11 protein-coding genes and 1 pseudogene are annotated in these 16,750 nt (G+C 63.3%); 4 read left to right on the top strand and 8 right to left on the bottom strand.

The features are described 5' to 3' along the window. The first annotated feature begins 41 nt into the window (after positions 1–41). A complete protein-coding gene (locus BLW08_RS02135; RefSeq protein WP_090819655.1) occupies positions 42–914 on the top strand; it encodes an FAD-dependent oxidoreductase in 873 nt (290 codons plus the stop codon). Positions 915–935: 21 nt separating this feature from the next. Here BLW08_RS02135 and BLW08_RS02130 read toward each other — a convergent pair. Then, a pseudogene (locus tag BLW08_RS02130) lies at positions 936–2,435 on the bottom strand (HNH endonuclease). A 160-nt stretch (positions 2,436–2,595) separates the two neighbouring features. On the opposite strand from BLW08_RS02130, the gene deoC reads away from it, so the two are divergent. From deoC to BLW08_RS02115, 3 genes are all read left to right on the top strand, one after another. Beyond that, positions 2,596–3,288, top strand: coding sequence for a deoxyribose-phosphate aldolase (gene deoC, locus BLW08_RS02125; RefSeq protein WP_091323098.1), 693 nt, complete (start codon positions 2,596–2,598; stop codon positions 3,286–3,288). A gap of 53 nt (positions 3,289–3,341) precedes the next feature. Further along, positions 3,342–3,569 (top strand): hypothetical protein, encoded by a 228-nt coding sequence (locus tag BLW08_RS02120; protein WP_090819661.1) that lies wholly within the window; start codon positions 3,342–3,344, stop codon positions 3,567–3,569. 90 nt (positions 3,570–3,659) lie between these two features. Further along, positions 3,660–4,763, top strand: coding sequence for a right-handed parallel beta-helix repeat-containing protein (locus BLW08_RS02115; protein WP_090819664.1), 1,104 nt, complete (start codon positions 3,660–3,662; stop codon positions 4,761–4,763). On the opposite strand, the gene BLW08_RS02110 is transcribed toward BLW08_RS02115, so the two are convergent. The 7 genes from BLW08_RS02110 to mfd all read right to left on the bottom strand — a co-directional run bounded on the left by BLW08_RS02110 (position 4,760) and on the right by mfd (position 16,703). After that, positions 4,760–5,575, bottom strand: coding sequence for a PIG-L deacetylase family protein (locus BLW08_RS02110; RefSeq protein WP_254779624.1), 816 nt, complete (start codon positions 5,573–5,575; stop codon positions 4,760–4,762). The genes BLW08_RS02115 and BLW08_RS02110 overlap by 4 nt on opposite strands. A 4-nt stretch (positions 5,576–5,579) precedes the next feature. Beyond that, a complete protein-coding gene (locus BLW08_RS02105; protein ID WP_254779623.1) occupies positions 5,580–6,674 on the bottom strand; it encodes a glycosyltransferase family 4 protein in 1,095 nt (364 codons plus the stop codon). A 5-nt stretch (positions 6,675–6,679) separates the two neighbouring features. Next, positions 6,680–9,757 (bottom strand): polysaccharide biosynthesis protein, encoded by a 3,078-nt coding sequence (locus BLW08_RS02100; RefSeq protein ID WP_091323093.1) that lies wholly within the window; start codon positions 9,755–9,757, stop codon positions 6,680–6,682. A gap of 35 nt (positions 9,758–9,792) precedes the next feature. Then, positions 9,793–11,232: a glycosyltransferase family 4 protein gene (locus BLW08_RS02095; RefSeq protein WP_090819672.1), complete on the bottom strand. Its 1,440-nt coding sequence runs from the start codon at positions 11,230–11,232 to the stop codon at positions 9,793–9,795. Next, positions 11,229–11,951, bottom strand: a complete 723-nt coding sequence (locus BLW08_RS02090) for a glycosyltransferase (RefSeq protein ID WP_254779622.1) — start codon at positions 11,949–11,951, stop codon at positions 11,229–11,231. The genes BLW08_RS02095 and BLW08_RS02090 overlap by 4 nt, the downstream gene beginning before the upstream one ends. Positions 11,952–12,256: 305 nt before the next feature. Further along, complete coding sequence (locus tag BLW08_RS02085) at positions 12,257–13,066, bottom strand: metal-dependent hydrolase (protein ID WP_090819678.1); 810 nt, start codon at positions 13,064–13,066, stop codon at positions 12,257–12,259. A gap of 4 nt (positions 13,067–13,070) precedes the next feature. Next, positions 13,071–16,703, bottom strand: a complete 3,633-nt coding sequence (gene mfd / locus BLW08_RS02080; RefSeq protein WP_091323090.1) for a transcription-repair coupling factor — start codon at positions 16,701–16,703, stop codon at positions 13,071–13,073. Positions 16,704–16,750 lie beyond the last annotated feature (47 nt).

The following is a 16,750-nucleotide window of genomic DNA, read 5'->3' as shown; positions in this document are numbered from 1 at the left end:
GATCAACAGCACCAAGCAGGTCATCAGCGAAAGGGCCAAACATGTCCGCCACCCCGTCCGCAGTCTCCCTCCACGTAGTCATCGCAGGCGCAGGCCCCGCGGCCCAGGCTTTGGTGCGGCGGCTGGCCGGCACGTCCGACACCCGGCAGCGTGCCTTCGACGGCACCATCACTCTGCTCAGCAACCGCGATGATTGCCCGGACGCTCTCTTGGAGCTCGCTGAACTTCCCCAGGTCTCGGTCCGCTTTGGACAGGCGGCCAGCTTCATCGACGCCGACGCCAAGATCGTCACCACAGTGGACGGCATGGAGTTCGCTTACGACCAACTGGTCATCGCGACAGGCTCCGCCCCAGTCCTGCCCCCGGTGGCCGGCTCCGAATCCGGACTTAGCTACTCCACCATCGATGACGCCGCGAACATCGGCGAAGCCGTCAAGGATGTCACCCGGGTGGTAGGCCGCCGCCCGCTGGGTATCCTCGTGGGCAACGGTCCGGCTGCGGGCCAGGCTGAGGCAGTGCTCCGGGCCCGCGGAGTCCGCCCCGTCCGCACCACCCTCCGCCCGACCGCCGTCGTCCCCGCAACTGCGGGTTCTGCGCTCCCCGCCACGGGCATCCTCTTCGAGGACGGCAGCAGCATGAACGGCGACCTCGTGGTGCTGGCCGAGGAACGCACCGCCCGTAACGACCTCGCCGAGAGCGCCGGACTCCAGATAGCGTCCGACGGCGGCATCGCCGTAGGGCGCGACCTCGCCACCTCCGTCCCGGGCATCTGGGCAATCGGGGATGCTGCATCCTGCGACAACCTCCGTTTGGGTCTCCTCCTGTCTGCCGAATCGTCGGCAATGCTGTGCGCCTCCGGCATGCTGCTGGGTCCGCTCGGCGCCACCGATCAGCGGGTTCCGCTGGCTGCCTAGCCAGGCAGCTGCAAGGACTCGTCATGCTCGGTTTGAAAATGTTGAGGACGCTTTAGCCTTCAGTGGACCAACCGCCCTCGACGGACCAAGCGGCTTTGCTGGCCCAACCGCCGGAGGGTGCCCCGGCAAAGGTGGGGCTTTGGATATGTAGCTATGGCCGGTGGGTGTGCGGATTTCGAGGGTGTGCCTGCCACCGGGCATGGTCTTGGTTTTGGTGGTCCAGCCGGGGTTTTCTTTGCTGTGGTTGCAGGCTTCGCAGAGGCCGGCGCCGTTGGTCAGGGTGGTAACCCCGCCTGTGTGCCAGGGGATGATGTGGTCGATGTGGCGGATGGGCGCGTCGCAGTACGGGGTGCGGCAGGTATCGTCCCGGGTTTCAATGAAGCGTCTGAGTCGTGGTGGGAAGAGCCGGGCTTTGGAGTCCATGCTCAGCAGCTCGCCCGTTCCGGGTGCTGTGTAGAGCCGGCGCAGCCACACGGTGAACTCATCATCCTGCGCACCCGTGGCTTGAAGCCCCAGCCTTGGTTCCTGCGCACCCGTGGCTTGAAACCCAAGCCTTGGTTCCTGCACTCCCGCACGCTCCTGCCTGTTTGGGGTCTGGTTGCCGGCGCAGAGGAGTGTTCTGGCCCATTCGGCGGGGACGATTCCGTAGCCTTTGAGGCGGGCTGGTTCACTGTCGCCCTGAAACAAGGTCCGGTCGGTCATGACGAGGTCCAGGTTGATCCCGGCGATCCCGCCGGGTGTACCGATGGCGCGTTCGATGAGGGTGTCGGCCATGACCTGCCCACGGGTTCAGGGATCGCCGGTGGAGCGGGCGGTGTCGGCGGCCCGGATGAGCGCAGCATACGCGGCCACGCCTTGGGCGACGGGCAGCAGTGCCGTGAGGTAGGTCATGGTGTCCGGTGCCGGGCGCAGACTGACGGTGCGTTCGCTCGCGGCATGGCTCGCCCGCTGCGCGACGGAGCGTGGGTCGCGCCGGTACGCGGCAGCTTTCACGGCCGCGATGATGGACCGGTCGCCTTTGCCCTCGAACGTTCCGGTGTCGGGGGCGAGTTCTTCATCCACCGCGCACCGGTCCTCCACAGACAAACACGCCGTCTCTTTCACCAGCAGCGTGGCGCGCCACTCGTTGAGCTGGCCCGATTCCAGGGCGGCCAGGGTGCGGGGCATCTCCACCACCAACGCTTTCGCCAATCCCAACAGCCGGAAGCCACGGTGAGGGGACTCCCTCCGCGCCAACGCCACCTGAGCACCTACCCCCTGGCCGCGCTCAGACACAGGCACACCCGCCGCAGCGTGTTCCTGCCGTTGCGCGAGATCGAAGGCCACAGCTATCCGCGCCTGCAAACCCGTAATGGCCGACTTCAGATCCTCCAAACCTCGGAGCTGATCGATCAGTTCTCCGCTGACGGTACCGAGACGGACGGCACCCAGGAGCGCCAGGACATCCCGCACCGAAGCCCCGGCAACCACCGGGGCTGCCGCGACCGCAGTGACCGCTTGCCCCGCCCGAATCTGCTCCATACCCCAACTGTTCCAGCCCGCAGTAGGCCTCATAAGGCCCGAATCGACCTATGTGGACAACCCCCAACAGCCCTCGTCCCATGTGGCAAGATGGTCCTTTGACGGGCAGTGACAACCCTGCGGCCACCCAGGCCGGCCACGCCCTGCACGGAAGGACCCCATGAGCAACCAAGCCGGAGCTCCTGCGAATATCGCCTCCTACATCGACCACACGCTGTTGAAGCCGGAGGCCAGCGAGGCCGATGTCCTCAAGGTGTGCGCTGAAGCCGTCGAGTATAAATTCAAGTCAGTGTGCGTGAACCCGATCTGGGTCAAAACCGTCACCAAGGCCCTCAAAGGCTCCGGCGTGTTGACCTGCTCGGTCATCGGCTTCCCCCTGGGTGCCACGCCCAGCGACGTCAAGGCCTTCGAGGCTCGCGGCGCCGTGCTCGACGGTGCCGATGAAATCGACATGGTGATCAACATGGCAGCGGCCCGCGCCAACGACAAGGGCGCGTTGGTGGACGACATCAAGGCCGTGGCCGACACCGTCCACACGGGTGAGGCCATCCTGAAAGTCATCATCGAGACGTCCATGCTGAGCGATGAGCAGAAGGTCATCGCCTGCGAAGCAGCCGTAGAAGCAGGAGCGGACTTCGTCAAGACCTCCACCGGATTCAACGGTGGGGGCGCCACGGTTGAGGACGTTGCCTTGATGCGGAAGACCGTGGGACCGGACGTGGGCGTGAAAGCCTCGGGCGGAGTGCGCTCCCTGGCTGACGCACAGGCTATGATTGCTGCTGGTGCAACACGTATCGGAGCGAGTTCCGGAATTGCCATCGTCAAGGGTGAACAAGGTTCATCTGCTTACTGAGGCTTCCGCAATCGCCAAGGATTTTTGAGCCCTGCGGGGCCGAGGAGGAATGAATGTCCAAGAACGCCACAAGTGCCCCCATTGAACGAGAGAACAACCTCGGCACAAGCATTGTCCTGTTCGTGGTCATGATTGTGCTCTTCCTGGGCGCCATCTACTCGCTGTCCTTCCTCAGCCTGGAAAACCCGTGGCCGATGGCCGTTTGCCTGGGCCTCTTTGCCTTGGCTTTCTGGATTCCGCAGACCATCCTTGGCCGCTCTGACTCTGCTGGCGAAAGCTAAATCCTTCATATGTCAGGAAACGGTTCAGGCTGCCAGCCTGGGCCGCTTCTTTTTAACCCGCCGGTAACCCCCGCAGGATAGGGTGTTGCCATGAAATCGGCGGTCCCCAAGGTTGCGTTACTGGTTGTGGCACTGGCCGCGGCAGGCGTCGGCGTGGCCGTCGTCGCGGCTAAACCCGGCGCCGTCGACGCGAACCCAACGTACTGCAGTGCTCCCGGCAGCCAAGCCACGGAAGCCAGGGCGTTCACCATCAAGGGCTACTTGGACCCCGAGGATACGTCCAAGGCGCTGCAGCAATTGATTGACGCCGCCTCCCAGGACGGTGGGGGCATCGTCGAACTGCCCCAGGGCACCCTCGTTTTGGGCGGCCCCCTGATCCTCAAGAGCAATGTTGCGCTCAAAGGAACCGGCGCAGCCACCGTTCTGAAGGCCGGTCCGGGGTTCCTGGACACCAAAGGCCCCTTCGGAGGGCATCCTCTGATCACCACCAACGGCGCGCAGAACGTCACCATTTCCCACCTCACGGCGGACCAAAGCGGCGACGAGTTGAACGGCAACGCCACGGGGCGCCTGACCGAATACCTGATCGATGTCCGGCACAGCACCAATGCGTTGGTGGAAGACGTCCGCACCCGGAATCCCTTTACCTACTCCATCGCCGTGGTGGGCAGCAGTAACTTCTGCGTCCGTAACAATGACACGTTGGTAACCAGCAGCGGCAAGTACGACCAACTGGACGGCATCCACATCACCGACTCACACGGCGGCATGGTGGAAGGCAACACTGTGGATCAACGCCAAGGAGACGACGGCGACGACGGCCTCGTGGCACAAACCATCGGTTCGCCGGTCTACGACGTGATCTACCGGAACAACAAAGTCCGCGGCGGGTCCCACGGTTCCGCGATGCAGCTGGCCGTCGGAACGCATGAGATCTACAACATTGCCGTAGAGGACAACCGGTTCTGGGGCTCCCCCAACGGAGTCAAAATTGGGTACTACGACGGCACAGCGGCTGTTCACGACGTCGTGGTGAAGAACAACTCCTTCACCGATACACCAGGCCCGTGGCTGAACTTCCAAGGCGAGCTCAAGAACATCACCGTGACCGACAACGTCATTTGCCAGAGCGGGGCAATGACGCTGGGAGATGCCCCGGGCAACGTGGTGTCCAACAACAGGGACGGCTGCTAGGAACTGCGCGCTGCCGGATACTGGTCAGCAGGAACGAAGTACGTTTCTGCTGTCACAGGGATGTGGCCTGACGGAAAAAGCGCATCCGCCTGGGTGGTGTATTGACGTATCCGCGGTGGTTTGGCGATGAGGCCGTGGTCCCAAGTCCACGGTACATAGCCCCAGCGCGCCAAACGGGACGCGTCCGGTTCATGGTCGAGGTTGTAGGGGAAGTCCGAGTAGAGCACCACGTGATCCGGATGACCCAAGCCGGCCTCACGCGTGATGAGATGATCCACGTGTTTGCCCACACCCACCGGGCAGAACAACAGTTCCGCACCGGTCAACGCCAACAGTGCTGCCACGTCGTTGCGGAGCTGGCCAATCAGTGAACGGTCACCCCTGGCAATCCGACCCATTGCGATGTCGAACCTGTACGTGGGGTAACGGTGGGTCATTTCCGGAAGAAGCCTGTTCCACGCTTCGCTGCCCAGCTTGGGCGCCCGGCGTTGACGGAACAGCGCATCAACGGCACCGAGGTGTATCGATTGGACGCCCATATCCTCAAGGACTGCCTTGTCCTCCGCCTTGCGGGCATCAAACAGCTCCCCGGCATCCTTGACAGCGCATTGGCTCATGAAGGACCGTGCGGCCCTGGTGTGGGGCCCATCCGAGGCCTCTGTGAAAAGGGTTGCAACGATCACCTCACGCCCCTGGGCCTGCGCTTCGATCAGAGCTCCGCAGGACAGGACGGCGTCGTCCAAGTGCGGCGAGAGGAACAGCCACGGCGCATTTCCCGCCAGGGATCGATCGATTCTGGATTGATGAACCAAGGCCCTACCTCCTCTCTGCTGCACGGTAAGCCTCGCCCTGGAGAGCAGCCAGCCGGTCCCAGTCGTAGCCGGCGGCAAAGGCCCGCCCCTGCTGGCCTGCTACGTCAAGTCCATCCTGCGAGTAGCGCTCTGCGAGCGCCTTGGCGAGGGCGCCGACGTCGAACGCGTCAACCAGCCATCCCGCACCTCGTGGCACAATCTCCCGCAAGCAGGGAATGTCGAAAGCAATCACTGGCGTCCCGACAGCCAGTGCCTCTATGGCGACCAAACCGAAGGTCTCCTGCCGGGAAGGAACCACCACCAACCGCGCATCACGCAGGGCATTGAACTTTGCATCCCCGGAAAGCCAGCCCACCAGGCGTACCGAGCTGGAAAGCCCAGCCTCGTCAATGGCTGCCCGCAACCGGGCCTCATCAGGGCCCGTTCCGGCAATCAGCAGCCGGCCGTCGATGAGCCCGCAGCATTGGGCCCAAGCCTCCAGTAGGAGATCGAGTCCTTTGCCTGTGAACTCGAGCCGTCCGAGGCAAAGGATGTCCCGGCCAACCGTTGGCGCAGGTTTCCATGCGGCAGGATCCACCCCGTTACCGATCACGTCCACGTGGAGGTCCGGGTTCAGGGCTGTCAGGCGATCCGAAATTCCCTGCGAGACCGCGATTGCCCGCCGGTGACGCCGCACTCCAAAGCGTTCCATCCAGTGCAGAGGCAGCTTGTATTGCCGCGCCTTGTCACGGGCATGCAACCACTGCACTACGCCAAGGGTGGGTTTAGTGGTCCATAACGGCGCGGCCATGGTGGAGAAGGGGGCGAAGAAGTCCTCCACCACCAGATCGGTTGCCGCCCGGCGCTTGCGGGCTTCGAAGGGCAACCGGACCACGTATCCCAACAACCGGGTCAAGCGCGTACGGCCCTCTCCGAAGCCAACGGGTACGTAGTGAACCCCATCCTGAATCCTTTCCTGCCAGCCCGGATACCGTGTGGTCAGCACGGTGACCCTGAAACCGCTGGCGGCCAGGCGGCGATTGGTCTCGTGGGTCCGCACCGATCCCCCACCGGCGCCGGGCATACGGGGATCCTCGAAACCCAGGTGCAATATTCTCAAGGGGTTCACCGTTCTGTCTCGTACGTTTTGGAGGGAGTTCCCGTTCCGTTGGCGGCACCCATGCTGAGCTCGGCAGGTGCTACGAGCCATAGCGTGGTGGAACCGTTGGTTGGCCCCTCAGCACTGAAGACAGGCGTCGCGTATTCCTTAAGCCACGTGAGCATCTCAGGTTGTGCGTAGCCATAGCCTTGGCTGGTTGGGTGGGATTGGGTCAGGATGTAGTTTGCCCCGGCCCCCTGCATCAGGGGCGCGGAAGGCCACACGCCAAATCGCGGATCGTCGGCAAACGCGAACTCGCCGGTGCTGTTGCTGACACTCACCCGGGCCTCCTGGGGGAGGTTGTTTTTGACCCAGTCCTTGACTTGGACAAATCCGTCGTCCACCGTAAACGCCGTCCGGGCGCCCAGCACCACGGTCAAGGCGACGAAGCACAAGCTGGCGATGGCCAGGAACGTCCGGCCTTGACGGAATCCCTTACGGGATCGCTCGCTGAACCTCTCCCTCAGCTCCACTACTACCAGGACGGAGCACAACACGCCGGCAATCATGACGCCGTAGCCGTATTGCTCTTCAAAGGTGCCAAACGCGGCGCTGTAGGCACCGGCAGCGCCCAAGGCGAAACCGGCCAGCCCGATCACCCTCCGGTCTGCGCGCCGGCTGAAGCACAGCAGGGCACCGGCTACCGGGCACAGGGCCAGCAGCAGGTAGCTTGTGCCGAAGTGGCCGCTCTGCTCGATCAACCGGGTCATGATGTTCGGTGACCCTTCTGCGGTGAACCCGGTGCTCTTTTCCAGACCCGAAGCCCGCAGTATTCCGCTGGTCTTCGCCTCGATCCAGTCGGGTAGATGGGCCTGCGAGGCCGCTATGGCCAAGTAGGTGGCATACGGTACCGCGGCTGCAATGAGTACGACGGCGGCCTGCCGCCATGGCAGGGTCCGTTTCCAGATCACGGCTACCGCCACCGGACCGACAGTGCAGATGATAAAGAAATCTTTGCAGAGGACTGCGTAGCCCAGCAGGAGACCCACCGCAATGAGCCGCAGTGCTGCTGGCAGCCGCCTGTTCGGTGTCCGGGTGCCCGTCAGGACGAGGAATCCGGCCAGCACGAAGGCCATCGCCGACGTCTCCAGGAATGCGTGGCTGTTATTGCGCAGGATGAATGGTTCAAAGGCCAGGACCACCGCGGCGAGCCAGGCCGCCGTCGTGCCGGCAAGTTTCCTGACCAACAGGAACCCCAGGCCGACGGTGATGGCCCCCAGCGCGGCATTGAGCCAGCGGAGCTGCAGGACCACCTCCACGATGTCACCAGAGATGCCAAACAGCTTGATGGTGCCGGCTTCCAGGAGGAAGAAGCCTGGCGGATGGAGGAAGAACGGCCCATCCGGCAGCGTGGGAACTTGCCCTGTGGTGAGCGACTCCCCCAGGCGGACGTACAGCAGCTCATCCACCCACAGCTCAAAACCGCGCGCCAAGCCGATGGCCCGCACGCCAAACGCCGCCGCTGACACCGCGATAAAGGCCGAGACAGGGCTGGACACCACCCGAACCATGGATATCGCCAGGCGGTTGGAAGAAGGGTCCGCGGCTTTCGAACGCCGTCCGGCAGACCGCACAGGCGCGCCGAACCGTCGTCGTGCTGTCCCCCAACCGAGCGTCCGCGGCAGCAAGCCGCGTTGATGGGCCAGGACCGCGATGCCGCTGATGGCGGCCAGGACCAGCCACGCGACGGGCTGGAGTTGCGCGGCCACAGCAAGGAGCAGCAACAGGACGGAGGTGCCTGCGCTGAAACGGTAGGCCCCCTTCGCCGGGCCGACGGCGGCGAGGACCGGCCAGGAAATGAGGATCAGCACTGCCGCCGCAACCACTGCACCGATGGCCGATCCCACCGCCAGCCCGCTCACTGCGTCCAGTTGCCACCCGGTCCAGAGTCCCGCCACCACCAGAAGGCAAGCGCACGCCAGGCCGAGCTGGCAGCGACGGTAGGCCCGCAGGGCGAGCAGGATGGTGGTGAGGACGGTCAGTACGGCGTAGCCCAATCCGGCGGCCGCGAGCCACGGCAGCAGTTCCAGGGAACCGTGGTACTTCTCCGGAATGATGACACCAGCAAGAAGGTGGGGGGCAGTGGCAATGATCGCGAACGCCACCACCGCCAATTGGCTGAACGAGGCGAACGCGGCACCAAGTACCTCGCGGACATTGACCCCAGGGCGGCGGAGCAGGGGAAACGCTACCAGCGCGGTCCCGGCCGCAACGTAGACCGGCCCCTTGGCAATGGTGGCCAGAGCCTGAAATCCTGCAGCGGCGGGCCCCTCGTCCAGGAACGCCACCACCACCACATCAACGCCCACCAGAACAGAGACAACGCACAGGACCGATGCGATGTCGCTGGTCTCCGCCCACCGCCATCTCTGCCGAAGGACTCCCGGACGCCACTGGAGATCGCGGTAAAAGGACCAAGGCACCGCCACCAGGGCCAGCGCGCCGACGGCGAATCCGAGGATCGCCCCCACAGCACCCCAGGCAAGGAGAATCACCAGGACGCTGAATCCCAACCTCAACAGCACTTCGCCGATGGTGGTCATGGCGTACCACGTGAAGCGGAGTTCACCTTGCAGCCAGCCCGACGGCGCCGCCATGAGGAAGATGGCCAGCGCGCCCGTCGCTACGGCGGCGGCCAGTGGCGGCGTCGAAAAGGCCAGCGTCAAGGCCCCGGTTGTTGCTGCGGCTGCGATGCCCGCGATGCAGGAGAGGAAAACGGAGAAGGCCATGCCGTCCCGGCGCCCATCCGACCCCGCGGGGTGAACCGCCACAAAGTGGGACAACGGCAGGGGAACCAGGGCGGACGCCACGATGCCAACAACACCCAGAAGCATCGCCGCAGCCGCGAACTGTGTGTAATCCGCGGTTCCCAACATATTGGCCATAAGGAGTGAGCACGCGTAGCTGACCACACCCACCACGCCGGCAGCTACGGACAGAAAGCCGCTGTTCTCGGCCACCTTCGCCCCCACGTCCGGAGTCCCTAGTGCTGGCCGTTCCCCGGTGCTGGAGGCAGCCTCCAGGTCATGCAAAGTGTCAGTCATGATTCCCCCTCAATTTCCCCACGCTCTGATGCCGGTTACAGACCTTCAACGGCATCTGCGGGGGTGAACGTGCTTCCAGGTCCGGCCAGGAGCGTGCTGCGTCCCACCGCCCGGAGTTCGGCAGATACCACTCCGATGCGCCTCATGACAGCAAAGGCCTCAAACTCGTCCCGTCCCTTCATCAGAACCGACACACGTCCTTGGTTCTGGACCACTTCGTCTGTTGGCCGCAGGATCGAGTGCAGGTTGGCCCCCACCGGCAGGTCGAAGTGCACCAGCGTGGACATATCGGAACGGGCAACACCTGACTGGTCGCCTTCGCGTCGGAGCGCTTCCTCTTCGAGGAGGACACCAGCCAGCAACGCCGCGCTGCGGTCCCAGGTAAAGCACCGGGCCCATTCCTGGCATTGCGCAGAAATATCCCGTGCCACGTCTTGCCGGGACAGCGTCTTGAGGGCGGACACCATTGCCGTTCCGAAGTCCTTTGCAGTATCCACCAACCACCCGGTGCTGCCATCTACAACGGAGTCACGGATGCCCGGAACACGGAGGGCAAGGCAAGGAACACCCCAGGCAGCGGCTTCGATCACAGAACAACCCCATCCTTCCGACGCGGAGGTGGAGGCCGTCAGCCATGCCCGGTTCAGGAGGTTGTTGCGGACTTCGTTGGGCTGGTACCCGTGGAACGTCACGATGTCATCCAGGCCCAGGTCCATGGCGAGCTGCTGGAGCCGGCCCCGTTCCGGGCCGTCACCCACAATCTCCAGGCGCAGTTTGGGAACGCTGCGGGCCGCAACGGCGAACTGGCCCAGCAACAGGTCCAGCCGCTTGTGCGGTACCAAACGGCTGACGACCACGATGTTGGGGTCCGGATCGCGCGGGCCGACAGTTCGCGGAACCTCGATCGTTCCATTGGGCACCACGTGAATTGGGCCGGAGAAACCCAGCTTGCGAAGTTCGAACCTGGTGGACGGGGAAACTGCCGCGATGGCGCGGTTGCCGTACACAGCCTTTGCCCCGGTGCCCTCAAGAAAACGGCCCACGGCTGCCATGGGCGCGGAGAACCTGGTACGGAATTGATCCTGGTGAACATGATGGATCAATTGCACGATCGGCATTTCCCGCGGAAGGAACAGGGGCGCAAAAAACGGAATCCCATTTTGGCAATCGATCACGCCGTCAAACCAGGTCCGGGTGTGCAGCAGCTTAAGGGCGGCCTGGCCATAAAGAGCCAAAGGTCCACCTGACCGGATGATCCTGATGCCGTCCACAACGCCCTCGGCAGCCTGGTGTTCTTCCCGGCCCGTAAACCAGGTAACTTCAGCGCCGTATTCTATCCATCGCCGTGAGATTTCGTGCATGTACTGTTCTGCGCCGCCGGCCTGGGAATGCTTGATATCCCTCCAATTCAGCACCAGGATCCGCTTTCCGGCCAGTTGGGCGGGCATGTTCGCGGGAACAAAAGTGTCCGTCATGGCATCGCCTTATTGAGTTGGAGGACTGAGGCAAAACTGGCAATTCCGTCCTTGAAGGGCCTGAAGGTTGAGGCCGCACCATCCGTCCATGCGACGGGTAATTCAACGATTCTGGCCCCTTCGTGCTGTAGACGGAGCAGAAGCTCAACGTCGAAAGCAAATCCGGTGGCACGGCATTGCACCATGGCCGCAGTCAGAGCGTCACGTTCAAAGAACTTGAAACCGCATTGTGTATCAAAAATGCCCTTGACCTTGGATTTGGTCAGCACACGGAAAGCTGTTCCGCCAACGCGTCGCCCCAACTGTTGGGGCTGCACGAAGGTGGAACCGGGAGCATGACGCGAGGCAATCACCGCCGAGGCCCCTTGTTCCAGGTGCTCCATTGCCGCCACCAAGGTGTTCAAAGGCGTAGCGAGGTCGGCATCGAAGAATCCTGTGTATTTCGAGGAACCACTCAGCAATCCCCGGCGAACAGCAGCTCCTTTCCCGCGCAGGGAACAGCCCACCACGGAAATCGGGACACTGCTTCCAGTGTCCCGGGATATTTTGCGCACTATGGCGCCGGTCTCGTCCGTACTGCAGTTGTCCACCACCACAATGCGTGACGTCCATGGTTTGCCGGCCAGGAAATCGACCGTTTGGACAAGTGTGGTGGGTATTCTTGCGGCCTCGTTATATGCGGGGATGACGACTTCCAAATCAACCTGCGTGCGCCGCATTGACTCAGTATGTCGCCGTGCCTGAAGACTCCCCCTGATGCCGGTATGGATACTGTGCGGGTGGAGCAGATCCATCTGAACCTCCGATTAGTCAAACAATTTGACGTCGAGGTCCAAGCTATGTGGGGTGGCTCTCAAAGGGCACGAGTAGTCGATACTCGAAAAGTTGAACGGGATCTCTTGGTTCACCGGAGATGTACGCAGTTTTCCAACGGGAGCACTACTTGTATTGGTCTCCCGGAATTATTCCAATTGCGTTACATGACCCGCACCTTGGTGGAAGAGATACTATGCCTGCTTTGGTGTCACGGCAACTGCACCACACCGCCCAGAGCCGCCAAAATCCCGGGCCAATGCTGCTGTGCAAGCGTCCAGGCAGCAATACCCATGCCCACCATGGCATATCCACTGACAGGAATAAGGACCAACCATTCACGCCGGGAACCAGCCCGCCCCAGCAGTGGAATGGAGAAGGCGCCGTTTGCCCGCCAAATTCCACTAATGAGGGATTTCCGGAGAAACTTTGGTGGTTTTATGACAATTGGCCACAAAAGTGGCACACCACCCACAGTGATCATGTCCCCCACGATGTGCACCACAACACCGGTCAGCATGGACAACGGCAGCCATCCCCACTGATCCGGTGCGAACCATGTCACCAGCCCGGCCATCACCACAGCGAACAGCCAGTTGGTGATCCAGCCGGACTTGGGAAACAGGTTCAGAGCCTTGGCAGCCAGGTTGATCATGAACATGCACAGCAGACCTGCGCCCACCGAGAGCTTTCCCACGGGTGTCACCATCTGGAACTGTGCCGCCATCGCCGCCAGCACTACGAACGCCGAGGCGCCCAGCAATGAGTGCGTTCCCTGCCGATGCCCGCCGCTGGCTTTTTCGATGCCAACCGCAATCACGTTGGACAGCGGCGGCAGCGAGTTCGCTATGGTGCTGTGGCGGTGGTCCCAGTCGCAGACCAAGGCGGTGCCCGCCGTCGCCATGGCTCCAATCAGGATGCCGGTGGAATCCAAGGGATACCAGCCCAGGGCATACGGGCCGGTCGAGGCAATAGCTATCCACGCCGCGGCTCCCGACGCGGCGTGGTGTCCTCCCATCATCCGGCTAGCCCGCCTTTACGGGCACGTCGGTGAAGATCGCCTCGATGACGTTGTTCGCCCACTGCAGGATTTCGGCGTCCTGAAGGTCCCGACCGCCGATCCTTGCCGTCTTGGGCTTGGGGATCAGCACCGCGTCCAACGCAGGCTTCACCTGCGAACCGGGGTACATGCGGTTCAGGCGCATGGTTTTGGACTCAGGCAGTTGTGCTGGCGAGAAGCGGATGAAGTTTCCCTGAAGTGCGACGTCGGACAACCCGGCTTCGCGGGCACCCACCCGGAAGCGGGCCACGGCAATGAGGTTCTGGGCCGGCAACGGAGGCTCACCATACCGGTCCACGAGTTCTGCGAGGACCTCGTCGATGGCTTCGTAGGTGATCGCCGCAGCCAGCTTGCGGTAAGCCTCCAGGCGAAGCCTTTCCCCGGGCACGTAGTCATGCGGAAGGTGCGCATTCACCGGCAGCTCGATCTTCATCTCGGCGGCCTTCTCCTCGGCCTCGCCGCGGTATTCGGCAACAGCTTCTCCCACCAGGCGGATGTAGAGATCGAAGCCCACGCCCTGGATGTGGCCGGACTGTTCGCCACCGAGGAGGTTGCCGGCGCCACGGATTTCCAGGTCCTTCATGGCCAGCTGCATGCCGGCCCCGAGCTCGTTGTGGGCTGCCACGGCCTTCAGGCGTTCCAGCGCCACCTCACCCAGCGGCTTTTCCGACGGGTAGAGGAAGTAGGCGTACGCGCGTTCGCGGCCACGGCCAACACGTCCGCGCAGCTGATGGAGTTGGGAAAGCCCGTATTTGTCCGCTCCGTCCACAATCAAGGTGTTGGCGTTGGAAATATCCAGGCCAGTCTCAATGATGGTGGTGCACACCAGCACGTCGAAGCGCTTCTCCCAGAAGTCCACGATGATCTTCTCAAGGCGGCTCTCGGACATCTGTCCATGCGCAACTTCCACCCGGGCCTCGGGCACCAGTTCACGGATCTGTGCGGCGATGCGTTCAATGGACGAGACGCGGTTGTGGACGAAGAACACCTGGCCTTCGCGCATGAGCTCACGGCGGATCGCTGCCGACGTCTGCTTGTTGGTGTAGGGACCCACATACGTCAGGACAGGGTGCCGTTCTTCCGGAGGCGTTGCCAACGTTGAGGTCTCGCGGATTCCAGTAAGGGACATTTCCAAGGTTCGCGGAATCGGTGTAGCACTCATGGCCAGCACATCCACGTTGGTGCGCATCTTCTTGAGCGCTTCCTTGTGTTCCACACCGAAGCGCTGCTCTTCATCCACAATCACCAGGCCGAGGTCCTTGAACTCGAAGTCCTTGGACAGAAGCCGGTGCGTACCAATCACCACGTCCACGGCGCCGCTCTTGACGCCCTCAGCAGTTTCCTTGGCTTCTTTGCCGCTCTGAAAGCGGGACAGGGGCTTCACGCGCAGGGGGAAGCCGGAGAAGCGCTCCGTAAAGGTTTCGTAGTGCTGCTGGGCAAGGAGGGTGGTGGGCACCAGAACGGCCACCTGTTTGCCGTCCTGCACTGCCTTGAAGGCAGCACGCACAGCGATCTCGGTCTTTCCGTAGCCCACGTCGCCGGACACCAGGCGATCCATGGGGATCTCCCGCTCCATGTCCGCCTTGACCTCGTTGATGGTGGTCAACTGATCCGGCGTTTCAACGTACGGGAAGGCTTCTTCAAGCTCGCGCTGCCACGGGGTGTCTGCCGCAAAGGCGTGGCCACGGGATGCCATGCGCGCCGAATACAGCCGGATCAGCTCGCCGGCAATCTCCTTGACTGCCTTGCGTGCCTTGGACTTGGTGCTGGCCCAGTCGGCGCCGCCCATTTTGCTCAGTGCGGGCGCGTCCCCGCCTACGTAGCGGGTTACTTGGTCCAGCTGGTCGGTGGGGACGAAGAGCCGGTCGCCGGGAGCGCCGCGCTTGGATGGCGCGTACTCCAGCACCAGGTACTCGCGCAGCCCGGCATCCGACGATGACGTACCGGCCACCTTCCGCTGGATCAGCTCCACGAAACGGCCGATTCCATGTTGCTCATGCACCACGAAGTCGCCTGCGTGCAACTGCAGCGGGTCCACGGCGTTCCGCCGTTTGGACGGCATGCGGCGCATGTCCTTGGTGGAGCTGGCCGTAGCGCGCCCCAAGAGGTCAGCTTCGGTCAACAGGCCCAGTTTGAGCCCGTCCAGTACAAAACCACGTCCGACGGCGGCGGTGGTCACCTCGATGATTCCGGGCTGTGGCTCCTTATCCAAGGACTCAACGCGGGAACACGGGATGTCGGCATCGTGGAACAGCTCGGCCAGGCGCTGGGCAGGGCCCGGGCCATCGGTCACCACCACCACACGCCATTGCTCGCGGACACGGGAGCCGATGAACTCCAGCATCTCGGCAACTTCGCCTTGATATCCACGCGGTTCCCGGGCGCGCATGTTGAGGACATCGATGTCCAGGACCAAGTCCTCATCCGAGGCCAGGGACGTGATGGACCACCAGGACACCGCGTGCTCAAGGGCGGCCGAGCGGGTGTCGGTGAGGGAACGGAAACTGGCGGCGTGGAGGTCGGTGGAAGCCTGGGAGGACAGGTCAAGAGGCGCCGCACCGCCGTCGGACGCAGTTGACCAGGCAGCTTCCAGGAACTCTTCGTTGGTGGCTGCGAGATCGTGCGCGCGGGTGCGCACCTTCTCCGGCTCGATGACCACTGACAGAGAGCCGGCGGGGAGCTGGTCCACGAACGGGACCATGGCGTCCACCAACACGGGGGCCAGGGATTCCATGCCCTCGACGGCGATGCCGCCGGCGATCTTCTCCAGCATGTCTGCCGCGGCCGGCATGTCTGCCTTCAACTTGGAGGCACGGGACATCACCGAGGGCGTGATCAGGATTTCCCGGCACGGTGGGGCGTGCAGTTCCGTGGGGTGGTGGATCCCCGGGGCGGACAGCGAGCGCTGGTCAGCAACGGCGAACCAGCGCATCTGGTCCACCTCATCGCCGAAGAATTCCACGCGGATGGGGTGGTCTTCGGTGGGCGGGAACACGTCCAGGATGCCACCGCGGACCGCGAATTCGCCGCGGTGCGTCACCATGTCCACCCGGGCGTACGCGGCATCGGACAGGGCCCGGACCACCTCCGTGAAGGAACGCTCCTGTCCCACTGCCAGCGTCACGGGAACCAGATCTCCCAAGCCGGCAACAATTGGCTGGACCACGGCGCGAACCGGGGCCACCACAACCCGCAATGGGGCCGCCGTCGAGGTTTCAGGGTGGGTCAGGCGGCGCAGCACTGAGAGTCGGCGACCCACGGTGTCGGAGCGTGGCGAAAGCCGCTCGTGAGGGAGCGTCTCCCAACTGGGAAAGGTGGCCACAGACTCCGCGGGAAGATACGAAGCGAGCGCTGCAGTGAGGTCCTCGGCTTCGCGGCCGGTAGCGGTGACGGCGAGGACTACGGGGGCGCCGTTCTCTTCGACGCCGGCGGAAGCCAAGGCGTCGGCCATTTCAGCCAGCAGGACGGCACGCATGCCCGTGGGCGCACTGATCTGGTAGTCGGTATTGCGGTCGTTGAAGGGCCGCTGAGCTTCCGTTCGGACGCGCGCGAAAGTCTTGTCCTCCGCCAGTGCGCGGCGCAGACCGTTGAGGCTCATGGCAGAAACTCCTAGGGTGGGTCCAAGGGCAGGCAACACAAATGCCC

The sequence above is a fragment of the Arthrobacter sp. cf158 genome (assembly GCF_900106835.1).
Classification (GTDB): domain Bacteria; phylum Actinomycetota; class Actinomycetes; order Actinomycetales; family Micrococcaceae; genus Arthrobacter.
The sequence above is the reverse complement of the archived record's forward strand: the minus strand, read 5'-3'. Positions and strand labels throughout refer to the sequence as shown.